The 17,691-nt window shown below is 66.7% G+C and carries 14 protein-coding genes; 5 read left to right on the forward strand and 9 right to left on the reverse strand.

Annotation, left to right across the window (positions count from 1 at the left end):
- Positions 1-127: 127 nt before the first annotated feature.
- Positions 128-1,075, reverse strand: coding sequence for an N-acetyl-gamma-glutamyl-phosphate reductase (gene argC / locus BLR29_RS06465; RefSeq protein WP_092135601.1), 948 nt, complete (start codon positions 1,073-1,075; stop codon positions 128-130).
- A gap of 222 nt (positions 1,076-1,297) precedes the next feature.
- Positions 1,298-2,074, reverse strand: coding sequence for an exodeoxyribonuclease III (locus BLR29_RS06470; RefSeq protein WP_092135602.1), 777 nt, complete (start codon positions 2,072-2,074; stop codon positions 1,298-1,300).
- 30 nt (positions 2,075-2,104) lie between these two features.
- Here BLR29_RS06470 and pyrE point away from each other — a divergent pair, with 30 nt between their 5' ends.
- The gene (pyrE, locus tag BLR29_RS06475) at positions 2,105-2,782 is read left to right on the forward strand and encodes an orotate phosphoribosyltransferase (protein WP_092135604.1); all 678 of its coding nucleotides are present in this window, start codon (positions 2,105-2,107) and stop codon (positions 2,780-2,782) included.
- 86 nt (positions 2,783-2,868) lie between these two features.
- The gene (locus BLR29_RS06480) at positions 2,869-4,263 is read left to right on the forward strand and encodes a DUF3734 domain-containing protein (protein ID WP_092135605.1); all 1,395 of its coding nucleotides are present in this window, start codon (positions 2,869-2,871) and stop codon (positions 4,261-4,263) included.
- On the opposite strand, the gene BLR29_RS06485 is transcribed toward BLR29_RS06480, so the two are convergent.
- The 4 genes from BLR29_RS06485 to BLR29_RS06500 form a co-directional block, all read right to left on the reverse strand.
- The gene (locus BLR29_RS06485) at positions 4,264-5,073 is read right to left on the reverse strand and encodes a polyphosphate kinase 2 family protein (protein ID WP_092135607.1); all 810 of its coding nucleotides are present in this window, start codon (positions 5,071-5,073) and stop codon (positions 4,264-4,266) included.
- Positions 5,074-5,166: 93 nt separating this feature from the next.
- The gene (gene dapF / locus BLR29_RS06490) at positions 5,167-6,033 is read right to left on the reverse strand and encodes a diaminopimelate epimerase (protein WP_092135608.1); all 867 of its coding nucleotides are present in this window, start codon (positions 6,031-6,033) and stop codon (positions 5,167-5,169) included.
- A 46-nt stretch (positions 6,034-6,079) separates the two neighbouring features.
- Positions 6,080-6,973, reverse strand: a complete 894-nt coding sequence (locus BLR29_RS06495; RefSeq protein ID WP_092135610.1) for a lipid A biosynthesis lauroyl acyltransferase — start codon at positions 6,971-6,973, stop codon at positions 6,080-6,082.
- Positions 6,970-7,866, reverse strand: coding sequence for a lysophospholipid acyltransferase family protein (locus BLR29_RS06500; protein WP_092135611.1), 897 nt, complete (start codon positions 7,864-7,866; stop codon positions 6,970-6,972). The genes BLR29_RS06495 and BLR29_RS06500 overlap by 4 nt, the downstream gene beginning before the upstream one ends.
- A 393-nt stretch (positions 7,867-8,259) precedes the next feature.
- Here BLR29_RS06500 and metK point away from each other — a divergent pair, with 393 nt between their 5' ends.
- Positions 8,260-9,423 carry a methionine adenosyltransferase gene (metK, locus tag BLR29_RS06505; protein ID WP_092135613.1) on the forward strand — a complete coding sequence of 388 codons (1,164 nt, stop codon included), beginning with the start codon at positions 8,260-8,262 and terminating at the stop codon, positions 9,421-9,423.
- A 136-nt stretch (positions 9,424-9,559) separates the two neighbouring features.
- On the forward strand, positions 9,560-10,507 hold the full coding sequence (locus BLR29_RS06510) for a Kdo hydroxylase family protein (RefSeq protein WP_092136608.1): 948 nt from the start codon (positions 9,560-9,562) through the stop codon (positions 10,505-10,507).
- Between the two features lie 35 nt (positions 10,508-10,542).
- On the opposite strand, the gene BLR29_RS06515 is transcribed toward BLR29_RS06510, so the two are convergent.
- Positions 10,543-11,946 carry a coniferyl aldehyde dehydrogenase gene (locus BLR29_RS06515; protein ID WP_092135614.1) on the reverse strand — a complete coding sequence of 468 codons (1,404 nt, stop codon included), beginning with the start codon at positions 11,944-11,946 and terminating at the stop codon, positions 10,543-10,545.
- Between the two features lie 328 nt (positions 11,947-12,274).
- On the opposite strand from BLR29_RS06515, the gene BLR29_RS06520 reads away from it, so the two are divergent.
- Positions 12,275-13,957, forward strand: coding sequence for a GMC family oxidoreductase (locus BLR29_RS06520; protein WP_092135616.1), 1,683 nt, complete (start codon positions 12,275-12,277; stop codon positions 13,955-13,957).
- Positions 13,958-13,980: 23 nt separating this feature from the next.
- Here the strand turns inward: BLR29_RS06520 and BLR29_RS06525 are convergent, their stop codons facing one another.
- Together BLR29_RS06525 and BLR29_RS06530 are read right to left on the reverse strand one after the other, a co-directional pair.
- Positions 13,981-15,522 (reverse strand): methyl-accepting chemotaxis protein, encoded by a 1,542-nt coding sequence (locus BLR29_RS06525; protein ID WP_092135618.1) that lies wholly within the window; start codon positions 15,520-15,522, stop codon positions 13,981-13,983.
- A 294-nt stretch (positions 15,523-15,816) separates the two neighbouring features.
- On the reverse strand, positions 15,817-17,532 hold the full coding sequence (locus tag BLR29_RS06530) for an acyl-CoA dehydrogenase family protein (protein ID WP_092135619.1): 1,716 nt from the start codon (positions 17,530-17,532) through the stop codon (positions 15,817-15,819).
- Positions 17,533-17,691 lie beyond the last annotated feature (159 nt).

The raw sequence follows: 17,691 nt of genomic DNA on the forward strand, positions 1-17,691 counted from the left end.
GTGGATCGCCGCGCGGATTCGGTGGCCAGTTAGTTCGCGGATTGGCTCGTGGATTGCCGCGTGGATCGCCAGAAAGCAGAAAAGCCGGCTTGCGCCGGCTTTTTCATTGGGACGGGAGGGGGAGGGCTCAGGCAGTCAGGCCAGTTGCCTCGTCCGCGCCCAGGTGGACGTTCATGCATTGCACGGCCGCACCGGCCGCGCCCTTGCCGAGGTTGTCCAGGCGTGCCACCAGGTCCATGCGCTCGCCGTTGCCGAACACGAACAGGTCGACACGGTTGGTGTCGTTGCTGGCCTGCACGTCAAAGAATCCGCCGTCCAGGTTGGCATCGCTGTTGAACGGATGCACGCGCACGAACTGCTCGCCTTCGTAATGCCGGCGATAGATGTCCAGGATCGCCTCGGCATCGGCCTTGCGCGACAGCAGCGCCGGGAATACCGGCACGGTCACGGCCAGGCCCTTCAGGAAGTTGCCGACGATCGGGTTGAAGATCGGCGCCTGCGACAGGCCGGCCTGCACGCGCATTTCGGGCAGGTGCTTGTGTTCCAGGCCCAGCGCGTACGGGCGCGGGCTTTCCAGCTTCGGGTTACCGCCGGCTTCGAACTCGGCGATCATCTTCTTGCCGCCACCGCTGTAGCCGGTCAGCGAGAAGGCCGAAACCGGGTAGTCGGCCGGCATCAGGCCGGCTTCCACCAGCGGACGCACGGCGAGGACAAAGGCGCTGGCGTGGCAGCCCGGCACTGCGATGCGCTTGCTGGCGCGTACCTTTTCACGCTGGCCGCGGGTCAGTTCCGGAAGGCCATAGGCCCAGTTGTCCGAGGTGCGGAATGCCGTGCTGGCGTCGATCACGCAGGTGTTCGGGTTGGTCACCAGCGATACGGCCTCGCGCGAGGCCACGTCCGGCAGGCAGAGGAACGACACGTCCGAGGCATTCAGGAAGCGTGCTCGCTCTTGCGGGTCCTTGCGCTTGTCATCGGCAATGCGCAGCAGCTCCACATCGGTGCGACCCGAGAGATAGTCAAGCAGCCGGAGACCGGTGGTGCCTTCCTGACCATCGACGAACACTTTGAAAACCATGGCGGACTCACTCTGGAAAATACGAAAAAGCCCCCGCCGCCAGGGCGGCGCGGAACCTGCATTGTAGCGAGGTTGGCAGCCACACGCAGGGTTTACGAGAAAGTGGCGAGGCGGCTGTTACGGGAGACTACCGGACCGATGTCCGGCGCCGGCCAGACCACCGGTCGGCAACGCTTCCGGTGATCGGGCGCTTGGGGGCGGCCCGATCGCCTTGGCCACCACTCACAGCCGGAAGTCGTAGTCGATCGACAGCGGCGCGTGGTCGCTGAATTTCTCGTCCTTGTAGATCGAGCAGGCCTTTGCCGTGGCGGCGATGGTCGCCGTGGCCAGGTGGTAATCGATACGCCACCCGACGTTCTTCGCGTACGCCTGGCCGCGATTGCTCCACCAGGTGTATTGCTCCGGACGCGGATCCAGCTTGCGGAACACGTCCACGTAGCCGTGGCGGTCGAAGAGTTCGCCGATCCAGGCGCGCTCCTCGGGCAGGAACCCGGAATTCTTCAGGTTGCCCTTCCAGTTCTTGATGTCGATTTCCTTGTGCGCGATGTTGACATCACCGCACAGCACGACCTCGCGCCCGCTGGCCCGCAGCTGGAGCAGGTGAGGCAGGAAGGCCTCCATGAAGCGGAACTTGGCGAGCTGGCGTTCCTCGGAACTCGAGCCCGACGGCACATAGACCGAGATCACCGCGAGGTGCGGATACTGCACCTCCACGTAGCGACCCTCGGCGTCGAACTCGGGATTGCCAAAGCCCGTGATCACGCGTTCGGGCTTGTGCCGGGTGTACAGGCCAACACCGCTATAGCCCTTTTTCTCGGCATAGTGGAAAAAGCCGTGGTAGCCATGTGGCGCGAGGAACGCCTCGGTCATGTCGGCTTCCTGGGCCTTGAGTTCCTGGACGCAGACCATGTCCGCTTCCTGCTTGCCCATCCATTCGAAGAAGCCCTTCTTGGAGGCCGAACGGATGCCGTTGAGGTTGGCGCTGATAATCCGTAACATCTCGGGAAATTTTGAATTCAGAGAGAAAAGATGACGCAGCAGACGACGCCGGACGACCTCAGCCAGACCTTCATCCGCTTCGCACTCGACGCGGGTGTGCTGTCTTTCGGCGAGTTCGTGACCAAGGCGGGCCGCAAGTCGCCGTACTTCTTCAACGCCGGCCTGTTCAATCAGGGCGCGATGCTGGGTCAGGTGGCGCAATTCTATGCGAAAACCCTGCTTGGCTCGGGCGTGCAGTTCGACGTGCTGTTCGGACCGGCCTACAAGGGCATCACGCTGGCGTCGGCCACCGCCGTGGCGCTGGCCGGCCTGGGCCGCGATGTCGGGTTTGCCTACAACCGCAAGGAAGCCAAGGACCACGGCGAAGGTGGCACGCTGGTGGGCGCCAAGCTGCGGGGCAAGGTCGTGATCGTCGACGACGTGATCTCGGCGGGCACCTCCGTGCGCGAGTCGATGCAGCTGATCCGCGCTGCGGGCGCCGAGCCGGCCGCCGTGCTGATTGCCCTCGACCGCATGGAAAAGAGCGGCACGGCCGACAACATCGGCACGCATTCGGCGGTGCAGGATGTGCAGCGCGAATTCGGCGTGCCGGTGATCTCCATCGCCAGCCTGAAGGACCTGCTGGCCTACCTCGATGCCTCGAAGGACCCGGCCCTCGGGAACTCTCGCGACGCCGTGGCGGCCTATCGTCAGAAGTACGGCGTCTGACGGCACCGCCCCGTCGGGGCGGGCATCGGCAGCACGGGCGGGAACCCGGGCGCGCTCCTTGTGGCGCGCCCACCTAGGAGCGCGGTGTGGCGGACAAGCGGCAGCAGCAGGTAGCGGAGGTCATCGGGCGGGAGCTCGGCGAGCAGGGCGCGGCCCCGCAGGATTCTGCATCGACGGCGACGCCCGCGCGGGCAAAACGCCCCGGTGGATCGACGATCCCGGAGACGCCCGCCAAATCAGCCAAAGCAGCCAAATCGACGAAGTCCGGCGCCAGCCGCCGCCGCTCCGCCGTGAGCGATCACTGCGCCCCCGACGCGCTGCCCGGCGACGGCCCGGCGCATGAAGCCTACGCGGTGCGCGCGCTGGTGCTGCAGGGCGGCGGCGCGCTCGGCGCCTACCAGGCCGGCGTCTACCAGGGCCTGTCCGAAGGTGGCATCCATCCCAACTGGATCGCCGGAATCTCCATCGGCGCGCTCAATGCCGCAGTGATCGCCGGCAACCCACCCGAAACCCGCGTCGCGCAACTGCGCGCGTTCTGGGAATACATTTGCGCGCAGCCCTGGCTGCCGGGCCTGCCGGTCGAATTGCTGACGGAGACGGCCCCCACGTGGCCGGAGCCGATGCGGATCTGGTTCGACAGCTTCAATGCCGCGCGCGCGATGCTCGAAGGCCAGCGTGGCTTTTTCACGCCGCGCGGCATCACCGACCTCTGGGCACGTTGCGACGATCCGGCCCGCGCCAGCTACTACGACACCGCGCCGCTCAAGGCCACGCTCGAGCGCTTTGCCGATTTCGATCGCATCAACCACCCTAAGGAGATGCGTGTCTCGGTGGGCGCCGTCAACGTACGCACAGACAACTTCGCCTATTTCGACAATACCCGCCAGACGCTGCGGCCCGAGCATTTCATGGCGTCGGGCGCTTTGCCGCCTGGTTTCCCGGCTGTCGAGATCGATGGGGAGTATTACTGGGATGGCGGACTGGTCTCGAACACGCCGTTGCAGGAAGTGCTGACCGCGCAGCCGCGACGCGATGCGCTGATCTTCCAGGTCGACCTGTGGAGCGCGCGCGGCAAGCTGCCGCACAATCTGCTGGATGTGGCCGAGCGTCAGAAGGACATCCAGTATTCCAGCCGCACGCGGGCCATCACCGACTATATGCGCGAGCAGCAGAACTATCGCCGCATGTTGAGTGAACTGATGGCGCTGGTGCCGCCGTCAAAGCGCGACGACCCGTGGTACCAGCGCGCGGCCGACCACGCGTGCGACGCGCGTCGCAACGTGATCCAGCTGATCTACCGCGACAAATCGTTCGAAGGCAGCGCCAAGGATTACCAGTTCGGCGCGCTGACCATGCACGAACACTGGGCCAGCGGGCTGGAAGACATCCGCGATACGCTCAGGCATCCGAAGTGGCTGGCGATGCCCGGTCCGGAGCGGCCCTTTGTAACGCATGACGTACACCGCGGCGACGAACCGTAGTTACTCCACGACCAGCTTCGCCAGCTCCGGCTTGGGCGGCGGGTAGGCCGGCTTGAGCTGCTCGAATACCGCGGCCAGGATCTCCGCCACCATCAGGTTGCGGTGGCTTTTGGAATCGGCCGGCACGACGTACCACGGGCATTCTGGCGTGGCGGTAGCCGCGATGGCGGCCTCGTAGGCCAGCTGATATTCCTTCCAGAACTTGCGTTCGGCCAGGTCCTGCGGATCGAATTTCCAGTGCTTTTCCGGATCGGCGATGCGTGCCTCCAGGCGCGCCTTCTGCTCGCCCTTGGAGATGTGCAGGAAGCATTTGACGATCGTCGTGCCGGTCTCGGTCAGCATCGATTCGAAGGCCCGGATCTGCCGGTATCGCCGCTCGCACTCGGCGTCATCGATCCACCCGTGCACGCGCGTGATCAGCACGTCCTCATACTGGCTGCGATTGAACAGCGCGATCTCGCCGGCGCGAGGCACCTGTGCGTGAACGCGCCACAGGTAGTCCCGCGCAAGCTCCTCCGCGGTGGGCGCCTTGAAGCTCACCACGCGGATGCCCAACGGATCGAAACTGCGGAAGACCGAACGCACCGTGCCGTCCTTGCCGCTGGTATCCATCCCTTGCAGGATGACCAGCAGCTTGCGGCGGTGCTCGGCGTAGAAGATGTCCTGTTGCACATCGAGCTGGGCCGAGAGAATGGCCAGCCGGGCGAGGTCGGATTCCTTGCTGCCGGTGGACAGCGGTTTGCTGTCGGCGGCAAAGTCGGCAAGGTTGAATTTCTTGCCGTTGGCGATGCGGAAGTCGTCCAGCGTCATGGGCTCTCCATCTGAGGGTCACACCAGACTGCATGGTCGTGCAAGCCGCCGGCACCGTCAAATCGCGGTGCCGTCCGGCAGGTGGTCGGGAATTCAGGTATTCAGCGCGGCAAGGTCGATGGAGCCTTCGAAGACCGTCGTGGCCGGCCCCGTCATCTGCACGGGCTGACCCGTGCCGTCCCAGGCGATGGTCAGGTCGCCGCCGTGCGTGTGCACCTTGACGGGCGAGTCGAGCAGGCCACGCCGGATGCCGGCCACCACGGCCGCGCATGCGCCCGTGCCGCAGGCCAGCGTTTCACCCGCGCCACGTTCAAAGACGCGCAGGCGGATCGTGCGGCGATCCACGATCTGCATGAAGCCGGCGTTGACGCGCCTCGGGAAAGTCTTGTGATGCTCGATCACGGGGCCATCCTGCAGCACCGGGAACTGTTCCACATCGTCCACCACCTGCACCGCGTGCGGATTGCCCATCGACACTGCCGAGATCCAGGCGGTGCGGCCGTTGATTTCCAGGCCGTAGAGCGTGTCGTCGCCTTCCGTGCGCGTTGGCAGGCCCTCGGACTGGAACGGCACGCGTGCCGGCTCCAGTTCGGGCGCACCCATGTCGACCGTGACCTGGCCGTCATCCTGCAGCGTCAGCGTGATGACGCCGTTCATCACTTCCACGCGCACCGAGCGCTTGTCGGTCATGCCCTTGTCCGTGACGAATCGCACGAAGCAGCGGGCACCGTTGCCGCAATGCTCCACCTCGCCGCCATCCGAATTGAAGATGCGGTAGCGGAAGTCCACATCGTCGCGGGTGGATTTTTCGACGATCAGGATCTGGTCCGCGCCCACGCCGAAATGCCGGCTGGCCAGCGCGCGCCATTGCGTCTCGGTGAGGTCGAGCTTCTGGTGAATGCCGTCCAGCACGACGAAGTCGTTGCCGGCGCCATGCATCTTGGTGAACTGGAGTTTCATGGTGCGATTGTAGCGGTGGCCGTGGCAGTCTGCCGGGGGGGGGGCGTCAGTAGATCTCGGGTTCGCCGGGCGGGCGATGCTTGAAGCGCTTGTGGACCCAGTAGTACTCGGTCACGCGGGGCCGGATCGCGTCCTCGAAGAAGGCGTTCATGCGGCGCGTGTCGTCGGTCACGCTGTCTCCGGGATAGTCCTCCCACGCGGGCAGGATGTGCAGGATGTAGCCCTTGTAGTCCGGCAGCATCTCCGTGTAGATCGGCACCACCTTGGCGCCGGTCAGCCGGGCCAGCCGCGATACGGACGTGAGCGTCAGCGCCTGCACGCCGAAGAATGGCACGAATTCCGAGTCCCGCTCGCCAAAGTCCATGTCGGCGATCAGTTGCAGCGCCTCGCCCTTCTTCAGGCAGCGCAGGATGTCGCGCGCGCTGTCATTGCGGGAAATCATGTTGGCGCCAAAGCGGCCCCGCGCATGCTTCAGGAAGCCGTCGAACAGCGCATTCTTCTGCTTCGTGTAGAGCGAGGCCCCCGAGCGCCCCACGTGGTCGCGCAGGTGGATCGTCAGGCGAATCGCGCCGGCTTCCACGCCGGAGAGGTGCATCGTCACCAGGATATGGGGCTTTCCGTCCAGCGCAACCAGGTTCGCCTGGTCGTCGATCTGCACCCAGCGGCGCATCTGCGCCTCGCTGCCGGTCCAGAAGATGCCGCGCTCGGCAAAGCTGCGGAAGATATGGCGGAAGGTCTCGCGCGACATCGCGTCGATTTCCGCGTCGGTCTTGTCCGGCAAGCACAGGCGCAGATTGGCGCGCACCACCTCGCGGCGGCTGCTGGGGATCCGGTACAGCAGGCTGCCCAGGCCTTCGCCAAAACGGGCGACGAGCGGGTATGGCAATTTGCCCAGCACGGTCAGGAGACCGATGCCGAGCCAGGTAAAGATGCGGCTCATTGGATGGTGTCGTTGGAAGCCGCCGGGGCAGTGCCGGCGGTATCGGGCGGCAGTCCGGCGCCGGCCGGATGCTTGTAGCGGTTGTAGCCCCAGAGGTACTGGGTCGGGTTGATCGCGATCAGTTCCTCGATGGTCCGGTTGATCACGGCGGCGCCCGCGGACGGATCCTCGGGCAGCATGCCGCCGTCGCACAGGACGCGCAGGTGTCCCCGATAGCCGGCGCCGCGCGGCAGGCGCTCGGCAAACACCATCACCACCGGGGATTGGGTCAGCTGCTGCAGCCGGTGCACCAGCGTCATGGAATAGGCCGGCTTGCCGAAGAAGGGCGCCCATGTGCCTTCACCGGCGCTGGGCACCTGGTCCGGCAGGATGCCCACGGCCTGGCCGCGCTTGAGTGCCTTGACCAGCATGCGAACGCCTCGGGGGTTGGCCGGCGCCATGGAAATGTTGTGGCGCGCGCGCATGCGTTCGACGAAGTCTCGCAACCACGGCTGATGGGGCGGCTTGAACAGGCAGGTCACCGGATGGTGTTGCGCATGCGACTGTGGCAGCACCTCGAAACAGCCAAGATGCGGCGTCAGGATGATCACGCCCTTGCCATTCGGCCGGATCTCGTTCAGGTAGGGCCAGAGGTAGTCGTCGAATCTTTCCAGGGGGACGTCGAGTGACTTGCGGCTCCAGAAGTACGGCATCTCCATGATCAGCCGGCCGGTGGAGCGGGCGGCCTCCGCCAGCATGTCGTCGGTGGCGTCCGGGTACGCCAGGCGGAAGTTCTCGGTGAGCCGCCGGCCGTAGCGGCCGGGCAGGCGCGCCACCAGCAAGCCCAGCGCGCCACCGATGGCGTGCAGCACGCGTAGCGGCAGGCGGGAAATGAGCCAGAAGAGAAATGTCATGACGCCGTCAGGGACAAAGGCCGGCCTGGGGCCGGCAGGGTGTTCTTGGTCTTGGCTGCCGTCCCGGGTCACGTACCCGGGGTGGCCCGAGGCTTGCGCCGCCGGGCAATTCGCGGAATTGCGGGCAAAAAAGGCTTGCCGGCGCCAGATTGCGCGAGCTGCCTCGCTGGTATCGTGCTGAATGCGTACCCGCCCGGGCTTGCGCTGTGGCGCTGCCTTCATTGGCGCGATGCAGCGAAGACGGCAGGCGCGTATAATAGCCTGTATCGCCGAGTTAACTGACAACTTGCGGGGCGATGCCGCTCTATCCGAGTGGCCTGAAAATACCGCTAAAGCGTCGCCGCGCCGTTTCCCAACGCTGGCACGCAATAGCCAACCTGGAGAAATAAGCTCGTGGCAAACGACTTCCTGTTCACTTCGGAATCCGTTTCCGAAGGTCATCCCGATAAAGTCGCCGACCAGATTTCGGACGCCGTCCTGGACGCCATCCTTGCTCAGGACAAGTACGCCCGCGTGGCGGCCGAAACCCTGTGCAACACCGGTCTGGTAGTGCTGGCTGGTGAAATCACCACGACGGCCAACGTCGACTACATCCAAGTCGCTCGCGACACCATCAAGCGCATCGGTTACGACAACACCGACTACGGCATCGACTACAAGGGTTGCGCCGTGCTGGTGGCGTACGACAAGCAATCCCCGGACATCGCCCAGGGCGTGGACCGCGCGTCCGACGACTACCTGAACCAGGGTGCCGGCGACCAGGGCCTGATGTTTGGCTACGCCTGCGACGAGACCCCGGAACTGATGCCGTTCCCGATCTACTACGCCCACCGTCTGGTGGAGCGTCAGTCGCAACTGCGCCGCGACGGCCGCCTGCCCTGGCTGCGTCCGGATGCCAAGTCGCAGGTGACCGTGCGTTACGTCGACGGCCGCCCGCACAGCGTGGATACCGTGGTGCTGTCGACCCAGCACGCACCGGACATCTCGCAGGCACAGATCCGCGAAGCCGTGATCGAAGAGATCATCAAGCCGGTGCTGCCGGCCGAGATGCTCAAGGAAACCAAGTACCTGGTGAACCCGACCGGCCGTTTCGTGATCGGTGGCCCGCAAGGCGACTGCGGCCTGACCGGCCGCAAGATCATCGTCGACACCTACGGTGGCGCTTCGCCGCACGGTGGCGGCGCGTTCTCCGGCAAGGATCCGTCGAAGGTGGACCGCTCGGCCGCCTACGCCGCCCGCTACGTGGCCAAGAACGTCGTGGCCGCCGGCCTGGCGCGTCAGTGCCAGGTGCAGGTGAGCTACGCCATCGGCGTGGCCCGCCCGATCAACGTGACCGTGTACACGGAAGGCACCGGCAAGATCTCCGACGAGAAGATCGCCGCACTGGTGCAGGAGCATTTCGACCTGCGTCCGAAGGGCATCGTGCAGATGCTCGACCTGCTGCGTCCGATCTACGAGAAGAGCGCCGCATACGGCCACTTTGGCCGCGAAGAGCCGGAATTCTCGTGGGAAGCCACGGACAAGGTTGCCGCCCTGCGCGCAGCCGCCGGCCTGTAAGCACCCGCCGCATCGCGGTCAGGTGAAACCCCGCCGGTCCTTCGGGACCCGCGGGGTTTTTTGTTGCGCGGGCGTCACGTGGCAGCCGGCACGTCGCGGAGTAGAATCCGGGCAACCGCAATCCACCGGAATGGCCATGTCCATCGACACGCCCACCCTCGTACCCCAGTCCGCCGCCGGCGCCGTGCCGGCAGGCGCCGCCCTGGACCTGATCCGCACGCAGCCCTATACCGACTGGGCGCCCGCCGTCGCTGCCGAGACCCGCGCCACGCTGCGCCGCGAGCTGGAGCAGGGCGCCGTGCTGTATTTCCCGAACCTCCATTTCCCCTTCCAGTCCGGCGAGGAGCGCTTCCTCGACAGCCGCTGGTCCGATGGCAAGTCCAAGAACATCAACCTGCGCGCCGATGACCGGGCCGTGCGCGGCGCCACCGGCAGCGAGAAGGACCTGGCCGATCTCTACGCGCTGATTCGCCGTTATGCCGAATCGAGCGAATCGCTGATCCACGCGCTGTTTCCGGAGTACATCCCGCACATGACGCGCGCGGGCACGTCGCTGCGGCCGAGCCAGATCGCCGGTCGCCCGGTCAGCTGGCGCAAGGACGATACGCGGCTGCACGTGGACTCATTCCCGTCCAATCCGATGCTGGGCAAGCGGTTGCTGCGCGTATTCCACAACATCGACCCCGCCGAGCCGCGCGTCTGGCGCGTGGGCGAGCCGTTCGGTGATTTTGCGAAGCACTTCGTGCCGAAGACGCACGGCATGTGGCCCGGCCAGGCGTGGCTGATGAAGCAGTTGCACATCACCAAGCGCACGCGATCCGAGTATGACCACCGCATGCTGCAACTGCACGACCTGGCCAAGGCGGACCTGGACTACCAGAAGACCGTGCCGCAGCAGGAGTTCCGCTTCCCGCCGGGCTCGACCTGGATCGTGTTCAGCGACCAGCTGCTGCACGCCGCCATGCGCGGCCGCGCGATGATGGAGCAGACCATCTACCTCGATCCGCAAGCCATCAGCGATCACACGCACTCGCCGGAGGCCGTGCTGACGCGCATGCTGGGGCGGCCCATGCTGGCCGCGTAGGCGCCGCCGCGAACGAGGCCCGGCATCGGGCAAATTCAGCGCAGCAACAGCTTCAGCATCGACTCGAAGCGCTTGCCATACGGCGGCTTGAGCAGGCCGGCGCCATTCAGGCTGGCCTGATGGAACACCGGCTTGAGCTTGGAAAACGTCTCGAAGCCCGCCTCGCCGTGATAGGCGCCCATGCCGCTCGGCCCCACGCCGCCGAACGGCAGGTCGTCCTGGGCGATATGGAATAGCGTGTCGTTGACGGTCACGCCGCCGGCCACGGTCTGGCGCATCACGCGATCGACCACCTCGGCGCCCTTGTCGAACACATACAGCGCCAGCGGGCGCGGGCGCGCATTGACGAAGCCGATGGCCTCGCCCACGGTGCGATAGGTCACCACAGGCAGCACGGGCCCGAAGATCTCCTCCTGCATCGCCATCGCGTCATCCGGCACATCCATCAGCAGCACGGGTGGCAGCCGGCGCGCGTCGGCATCCGGTGCGGCGTCGGTGAGCGGCACCACGCGCGCACCGGCCGCGCCGGCAGCCTCGATCATCGACACCAGCCGCCCGAAGTGGCGCGGACTGATGATGCTCGTGTAATCGGGGTTGTGCGCGAGGCCGGGGTAAAGCCGGTTCACGCAGCGGCGCGCGGATTCCACAAAGCGGTCGCGTTGCGCTTCGGGCACCAGCACGTAGTCGGGGGCGATGCAGGTCTGGCCCGCATTGAGCAGCTTGCCGACCAGGATCCGTTCCACGGCGTGGTCGAAATCGGCGCCCGGTCCGACGATGGCCGGCGACTTCCCGCCCAGCTCCAGCGTTACCGGCGTCAGGTTGGCCGCGGCGGCGCGCATGACGTGATGGCCGACGCTGGTCGATCCCGTGAACAGCAGGTGGTCGAACGGCAGCGCGGTGAATGTGCTGGCAACCTCGGCATCGCCATTGATGATCGCCACCTCGTCCGGCGCAAACGTGGCCTGTACCAGCTGGGCGAACAGCGCCGAGAAGCGCGGTGTGTATTCCGATAGCTTGATCATCGCGCGGTTGCCGGCCACCAGCGCACCCGCAAGCGGGCCGACGGTCAGGAACAGCGGGTAGTTCCACGGCACCACGATGCCGATCACGCCCAGCGGCTGCGGCATCAGCCGCGAGCGCCCCGGCTTGAACCAGAGGCCGGTGCGGGCCCGGCGCACGCGCATCCAGCGCTTGCCGTGCCGCAGTGCATCATTGATGCCGGCGATGCTCGGAAAGGTCTCCAGCAGCGCGGTCTCCTGGCGGGGCCGGTTGGTGAAGTCATCGCTGATGGCGGTGGCGATCGCCTCCTGGTTGGCGTGCACGAGCCGCCGCAGCCGGCGCAGGCGATCCGCCCGGATTTCCCACGATGGGGTTTGATCGTGCCGCGACGCCGCGCGCATCGCGTCGAACACCGAGGACATGGCGGGGACTTCTCTCATTTTTGCGGTCTCCTTCTTCTCACCGGGGCAGGACTGATGGCCGACTGGTCTGGCTGGGGGTGCCAGATACCATCGCGCAACATAAGCGAACCCTTCGGTTATCGCAATGGAGGGCTGCCCTCAAACGCAGGGGGCGGCCACGGCGGCCCGCGCGGCTCATGACGGTCGGTGCAGGGCGATGGCGGACGGCGCCCGTTCCGGCGTCCGCGCCGCTTCTCCCCCCCGGCGCCAGCGCCTACACTGAATTTTCGCGGCAGGCGCCCACCGGGACCGGGGGGCATGCCAGACCAGCATTGCCGTGCCGGACACCGGACTCACGGGGATACAGATGGAAATGACCTTTGACTATCTCGTCGTGGGGGCCGGCTCCGCCGGCTGCGCGCTGGCTGGCCGGCTGGCCGACAGCGGGAACGACAGCATCGGCCTCGTGGAGGCGGGGCAGCACGATCATCATGTGCTGGTCCGCACACCCGCGGCGTGCGCGGCCATCCTGCCGCGTGCGGGCGCGCGCAACTACGCCTACCAGACCGTGCCGCAGGACGGGCTGGACGGCCGGCGCGGCTACCAGCCTCGTGGCCGGGGCCTGGGCGGATCGTCATCCATCAACGCCATGATCTACATGCGCGGCCGCCCCCGCGACTACGACGGCTGGGCCGCCGCCGGTTGCGATGGCTGGTCGTGGGACGACGTGCTGCCGTACTTCCGCCGCGCGGAGTGCAACGAGCGCGTGGCCGGCCATGACGACGATCCCCTGCACGGCGGCACCGGCCCGCTTCATGTCAGCGACCTGCGCTCGCCCAATCCTTTCGGCCAGCATTTCATCGACGCCGCGCAGCTGGCTGGCTATCCGCGCAACGACGACTTCAACGGTGACGAGCAGGAGGGCGTGGGCTGGTTCCAGGTCACGCAGCACAACGGTGAACGCTGGAATGCCGCGCGCGCCTACCTGCATGGCGGCAACGCGCGCGACCGCGCCTGCAACGGCGGCCGTGCGCATCTGCATGTGCTGACCGGCACCCAGGTGCTGCGCATCCTGTTCGAGGGGCGGCGTGCCGTCGGCGTGCTGGCGTGGCGCGATGGCCGCGAAGTCGTCCTGCACGCGCGACGCGAGGTCATCGTGTCGGCCGGGGCGTTCGGGTCGCCCCAGTTGCTGATGGCGTCAGGCATCGGCCCCGCCGCGCACCTGCGCGAACACGGCGTGGCCGTGGTGCACGACCTGCCCGGCGTCGGCGGCAACCTGCAGGACCACCTGGACGTCATCCTGCACAAGCGCGTGGCCGCGACGGAACTGTTCGGCCTGTCGCTGCGTGGCGCGGGCCACCTGGTGAGCGAGATATTGCGCTACCGGCGCGATCATTCCGGCATGCTGACGTCGAATTTCGCGGAAGCCGGCGCATTCCTGCGCAGCCGGCCGGATCTGGACGAGCCGGACCTGCAGCTCCACTTCGTGGTGGGCATGGCCGACGACCATATGCGGCACCTCAACCTGGGGCATGGCTATTCCTGCCACGTCTGCGGGCTGCGGCCGCGCAGCCGTGGCGAGGTCAGGCTGGCATCGCCCGACATGCGCGATGCCCCGCATATCGATCCCCGCTACCTGTCCGATCCACAAGACATGGAGGACCTGCTGGCCGGCGTGCGGATCGTGCGGCAGATCTTTGCCCAGCCGCCGCTGGCATCCTTTGGCGGCCGCGAGCTGTATTCGGAGGGATTGCAGGCGGATGGCACCGACGACGATGCGGTGCGCGCGATGATCCGCCGTCGCGCGGACACGATTTACCATCCGGTGGGTACGTGCCGCATGGGCATGGACCCGCTGGCCGTCGTGGATCCGCAGCTGCGCGTGCGGGGCGTGGAGGGGCTGCGTGTCGTGGACGCGTCCGTCATGCCGACGCTGATCGGCGGCAATACCAACGCGCCGTCGATCATGATCGGCGAGCGCGCCCACGATCTGATCCGCTATGCGCCCCACGTGACGCTGCGAATACGGGAGACAGTAGCCGCCGACTAGGCGGCGCCCGCCTCCCGCGTGGTTCAGCTGCGCATCTGGAACTGACCCACGGTCTCGCGCAGCTTGCCCGCCTGTTCATCCAGGGACTGGGCGGCTGCGGCCGCTTCTTCCACCAATGCCGCGTTCTGCTGCGTCACCTGGTCCATCTGGCCCACCGCGTGGCCCACCTGCTCGATGCCGGCGCTCTGTTCCTGCGACGCCGCGGCGATCTCCGCGATGATGTCCGACACGCGCTTCACGGCCTGGCGGATCTCCGTCATCGTGTTGCCCACGCCCTGCGCCTGGCTGGAGCCGGTGCGCACCGTATCGACCGAGCTCTCGATCAGTTCCTTGATCTCCTTGGCGGCGCTGGACGAGCGCTGCGCCAGGCTGCGCACCTCGCCGGCCACCACGGCAAAGCCCCGGCCCTGTTCCCCGGCGCGCGCCGCTTCCACGGCGGCGTTGAGTGCCAGGATGTTGGTCTGGAACGCGATGCCCTCGATCAGCGTGGTGATTTCGGCGATGCGCTCCGAGCTGCCGCTGATGGCGCCCATCGTATCGACCATCTGCTGGACGGCATGATTGCCTTCGTCCGCGACCAGCGCCGCGTTGGACGCGAGCGAGCTCGCCTGGCGGGCGTTATCCGCGTTCTGGCGCACGGTGGTGGTCAGCTCCTCCATGCTCGATGCGGTCTCTTCCAGCGATGCGGCCTGTTGCTCCGTGCGGGCGGACAGGTCGGTGTTGCCGGCGGCGATCTGCGCGGCGGCCACGCTGACGGAATCGCTGGACTGGCGCACGTCGCGCAGCGTCTGCCCGACGCGCTCGATCAGCGTATTGAACGACTGCGCGGTCAGGCCGATTTCATCGAGCTGGCCGACCGTCGCCCGGTGATCGAGGTCCAGCGACTGGCTGACATGCAGCAGCGTGCCCTGGATGTCTTCCAGGCTGTGCCGGATCCGGCGGTAGAGCGACAACGCCATGAAGCCCGTGAACAGGACGGATGCGGCGATGACGGTCAGGAACACGCGCACGGACCACTTGTGCTGCACCTTGTTGTCCGCCACGGTCTCGTCGCCGAGCTTCGTGTTGTACGCGACATGCTCGTCGATGGCCTTGCGCAGCGCGATCGAAGCGTCGTGCATGGCGCCGGCGGTCAGCATTTGCTGCGTGGCGGCGTAGTCGTTGTTATTGGAGCGATCGAAGAATGCGGCGAATTCGTCGCGATAGCGCTTGCCCGCGGCGCGATCGGCTGCGAGCAGCTTGCGATCGGTATCGTCGGCGATGTCATCGCGCTCATAGACCGCCAGCAACTCGTCGAAGCGTTGGCCGCTCTTGGCCAGCAGCGCTTCGGCCTGGGCCTTCGCCGCGGTGTCGTCGGTCATCGCGTGGCGGTACAGCCCTTCACGCATGTTGCCCACGGCATCCGCGACGGCGTTCAGGTGCCGCACGCTGCCCAGCGTGTTGTCGTTGAAGAAATCGAAGCGTTGTTGCGATCGATTGAGTTGCCAGATGCCGCCGAGGCCGACGAAAAGCAGGGCAAGCAAGGCGAGGGAAAGCGTAAGAAGCAGGCGTTTGCTGATGTTCATGAGGCGTTTGCGGCACATGCTTGTGGCACGGCAGCCCGTTGATGGCGACTTGGGGTATGCAGCAGGCCGGAGCCCGTCGCCTCAAGGTTTACGGCAGGGCCGACGGCGCCTGAAGGTGCAGTATGTGCACTGCAGCATCGACTGTGCGAAGTCCGCACGGGACGTTTGAAACGCTGGGCTGCCCACGGGGAGCGCGAATCACCGGATCAGTCATGGGAGGGCGGACGGGCGCGTCAGGCCTGCATCCCGTCCGGGGTGAGCGGTGAATCCGGTGAATCCAGCGAATCGGGCGATTCAGGCCGGCCAGGCGCGATTGGCGATACGCAGGAGCGTGCCCGAATCGGCATCGAGCGTACCGAACACGCGCCCGTGCTGGCGGCCAAGGCGGCTGGCGACAAACTGCTCGGCCGATTCGGGGTCGCCATGCGCCAGCATCAGTGCCGCCTGCGCCGTCAGGACGAGGCCCTGCGCAAACCGGCGGCCGCTGGCCTCCAGGTGCTCCGCGGGTTCGCGCAGCATCGCCTGCAGGGACGCCAGCTCCGCGCGCACGGCGGCGTGGCCGTTGGCCAACCGCGCCAGGTCCTGCAGGATGCGCGCGCCATCCTCGGGATTGCGCTGCAACGCGCGCAGGACATCGAGGCACATGATGTTGCCCGAGCCCTCCCAGATCGAGTTCACCGGCGCCTCGCGATAGAGGCGCGCCATCGGGCCTTCCTCGACGTAGCCGTTGCCGCCCCAGACTTCCATGGCCTCGCCGGTGGCCTCCAGCGCGCGCTTGCAGATCCAGAACTTGGCCGCCGGCGTCACCACGCGCTTCCACGCGGCGGCGAGCGGATCGTCATCGGCTTGCTCGAACGCATTCGCCAGCGCCATCATCAGCAGGGTGGCGGCTTCCGATTCCAGCGCCAGGTCCGCCAGCACGTTGCGCATGAGCGGCTGATCCGCGAGCAACCGGCCGAACGCCATGCGATGGCGCGCGTGATGCAGCGCCTGCACCAGTCCCGCGCGCAGCAGTCCCGCGCTGCCGATCACGCAGTCGAGCCGCGTGCTGGTGGCCATCTCGATGATGGTGGGGATGCCACGCCCTTCCTCGCCGATCAGGATGCCCGTGGCGCCGCGGAATTCCACTTCGCTGCTGGCGTTGGAGCGATTGCCAAGCTTGTCCTTGAGCCGCTGGATCAGGATGGGATTCTTGCTGCCGTCATCGCGGAAGCGCGGCACGAAGAAGCACGACAGTGGACCATCGGCGGCGCCCATGCGGGCGACCACGAGATGTGCGTCGCACATCGGCGCGGAGAAGAACCACTTGTGGCCCGTCAGCGCGTATTCCGCCCCGCGGCCCTCGCCACGAACCGGCATGGCGACGGTGGTGTTGGCGCGTACGTCGGACCCGCCCTGTTTCTCCGTCATGCCCATGCCGATCAGGATCGCGGTCTTCTCGCGCCACGGCAGGTCGCGGGCGTCGTGGCCGGCGGCGTAGAGCCGCGGTTCGAGGTCGCGGAACAGCGCCGGTTCCTTGCGCAGCACAGGGATGCTCGCGAAGGTCATCGTGGTCGGGCACAGGGATCCCGACTCGATCTGCGATTGCAGGAAGTAGCCCGCCGTGCGCGCGGCCCATGCGCCCGCGCGCGGTTGCGCGAAGGGCAGCGACTGCAGTTGCTGGCTGCGCAGCAGCGTCAACAATTCGTGCCATGCCGGATGAAAGGCAATCTGGTCGATCCGCTCGCCCGTGCGGCTGTGGGTATGGAGTTCCGGCGTGAGACGGTTGGCGTCGGCAGCCCAGGCCTGCACATCGGGTTGGCCCAGCCGCGCGCCGAAGGTGGACAGCGTCTCCGCGTGCCAGCCGCCGCCCACCCGGTCCAGCGCGGTCCGCAGCGTCGCGTCCGTCTCGAACAGGTTGTAGTGCGCGAGGTCGGGAACCTGGTTGAAGACGGTGTGGGTCTGCGCGGAGCCGGCGAGCACGTCTGCGGGGATACCGGCAGGGGAATCGGCGGCGGGAAGGGCGGTCATGGCGTCTCCTGGCTGCGTGGTTGGCATTGCGACGAGGACAGCTAGGGGCATGGTACGGCAACTGCCGCGTTCGGAAAACGCGCGATCCCCCTGCGGGATGCGCCGCGATACGCACATCGACGCATTCGTGCAGCGCAGCATCGGCCGGTCGATACCCTG

This window comes from Cupriavidus sp. YR651, from assembly GCF_900101625.1.
Lineage (GTDB): Bacteria > Pseudomonadota > Gammaproteobacteria > Burkholderiales > Burkholderiaceae > Cupriavidus.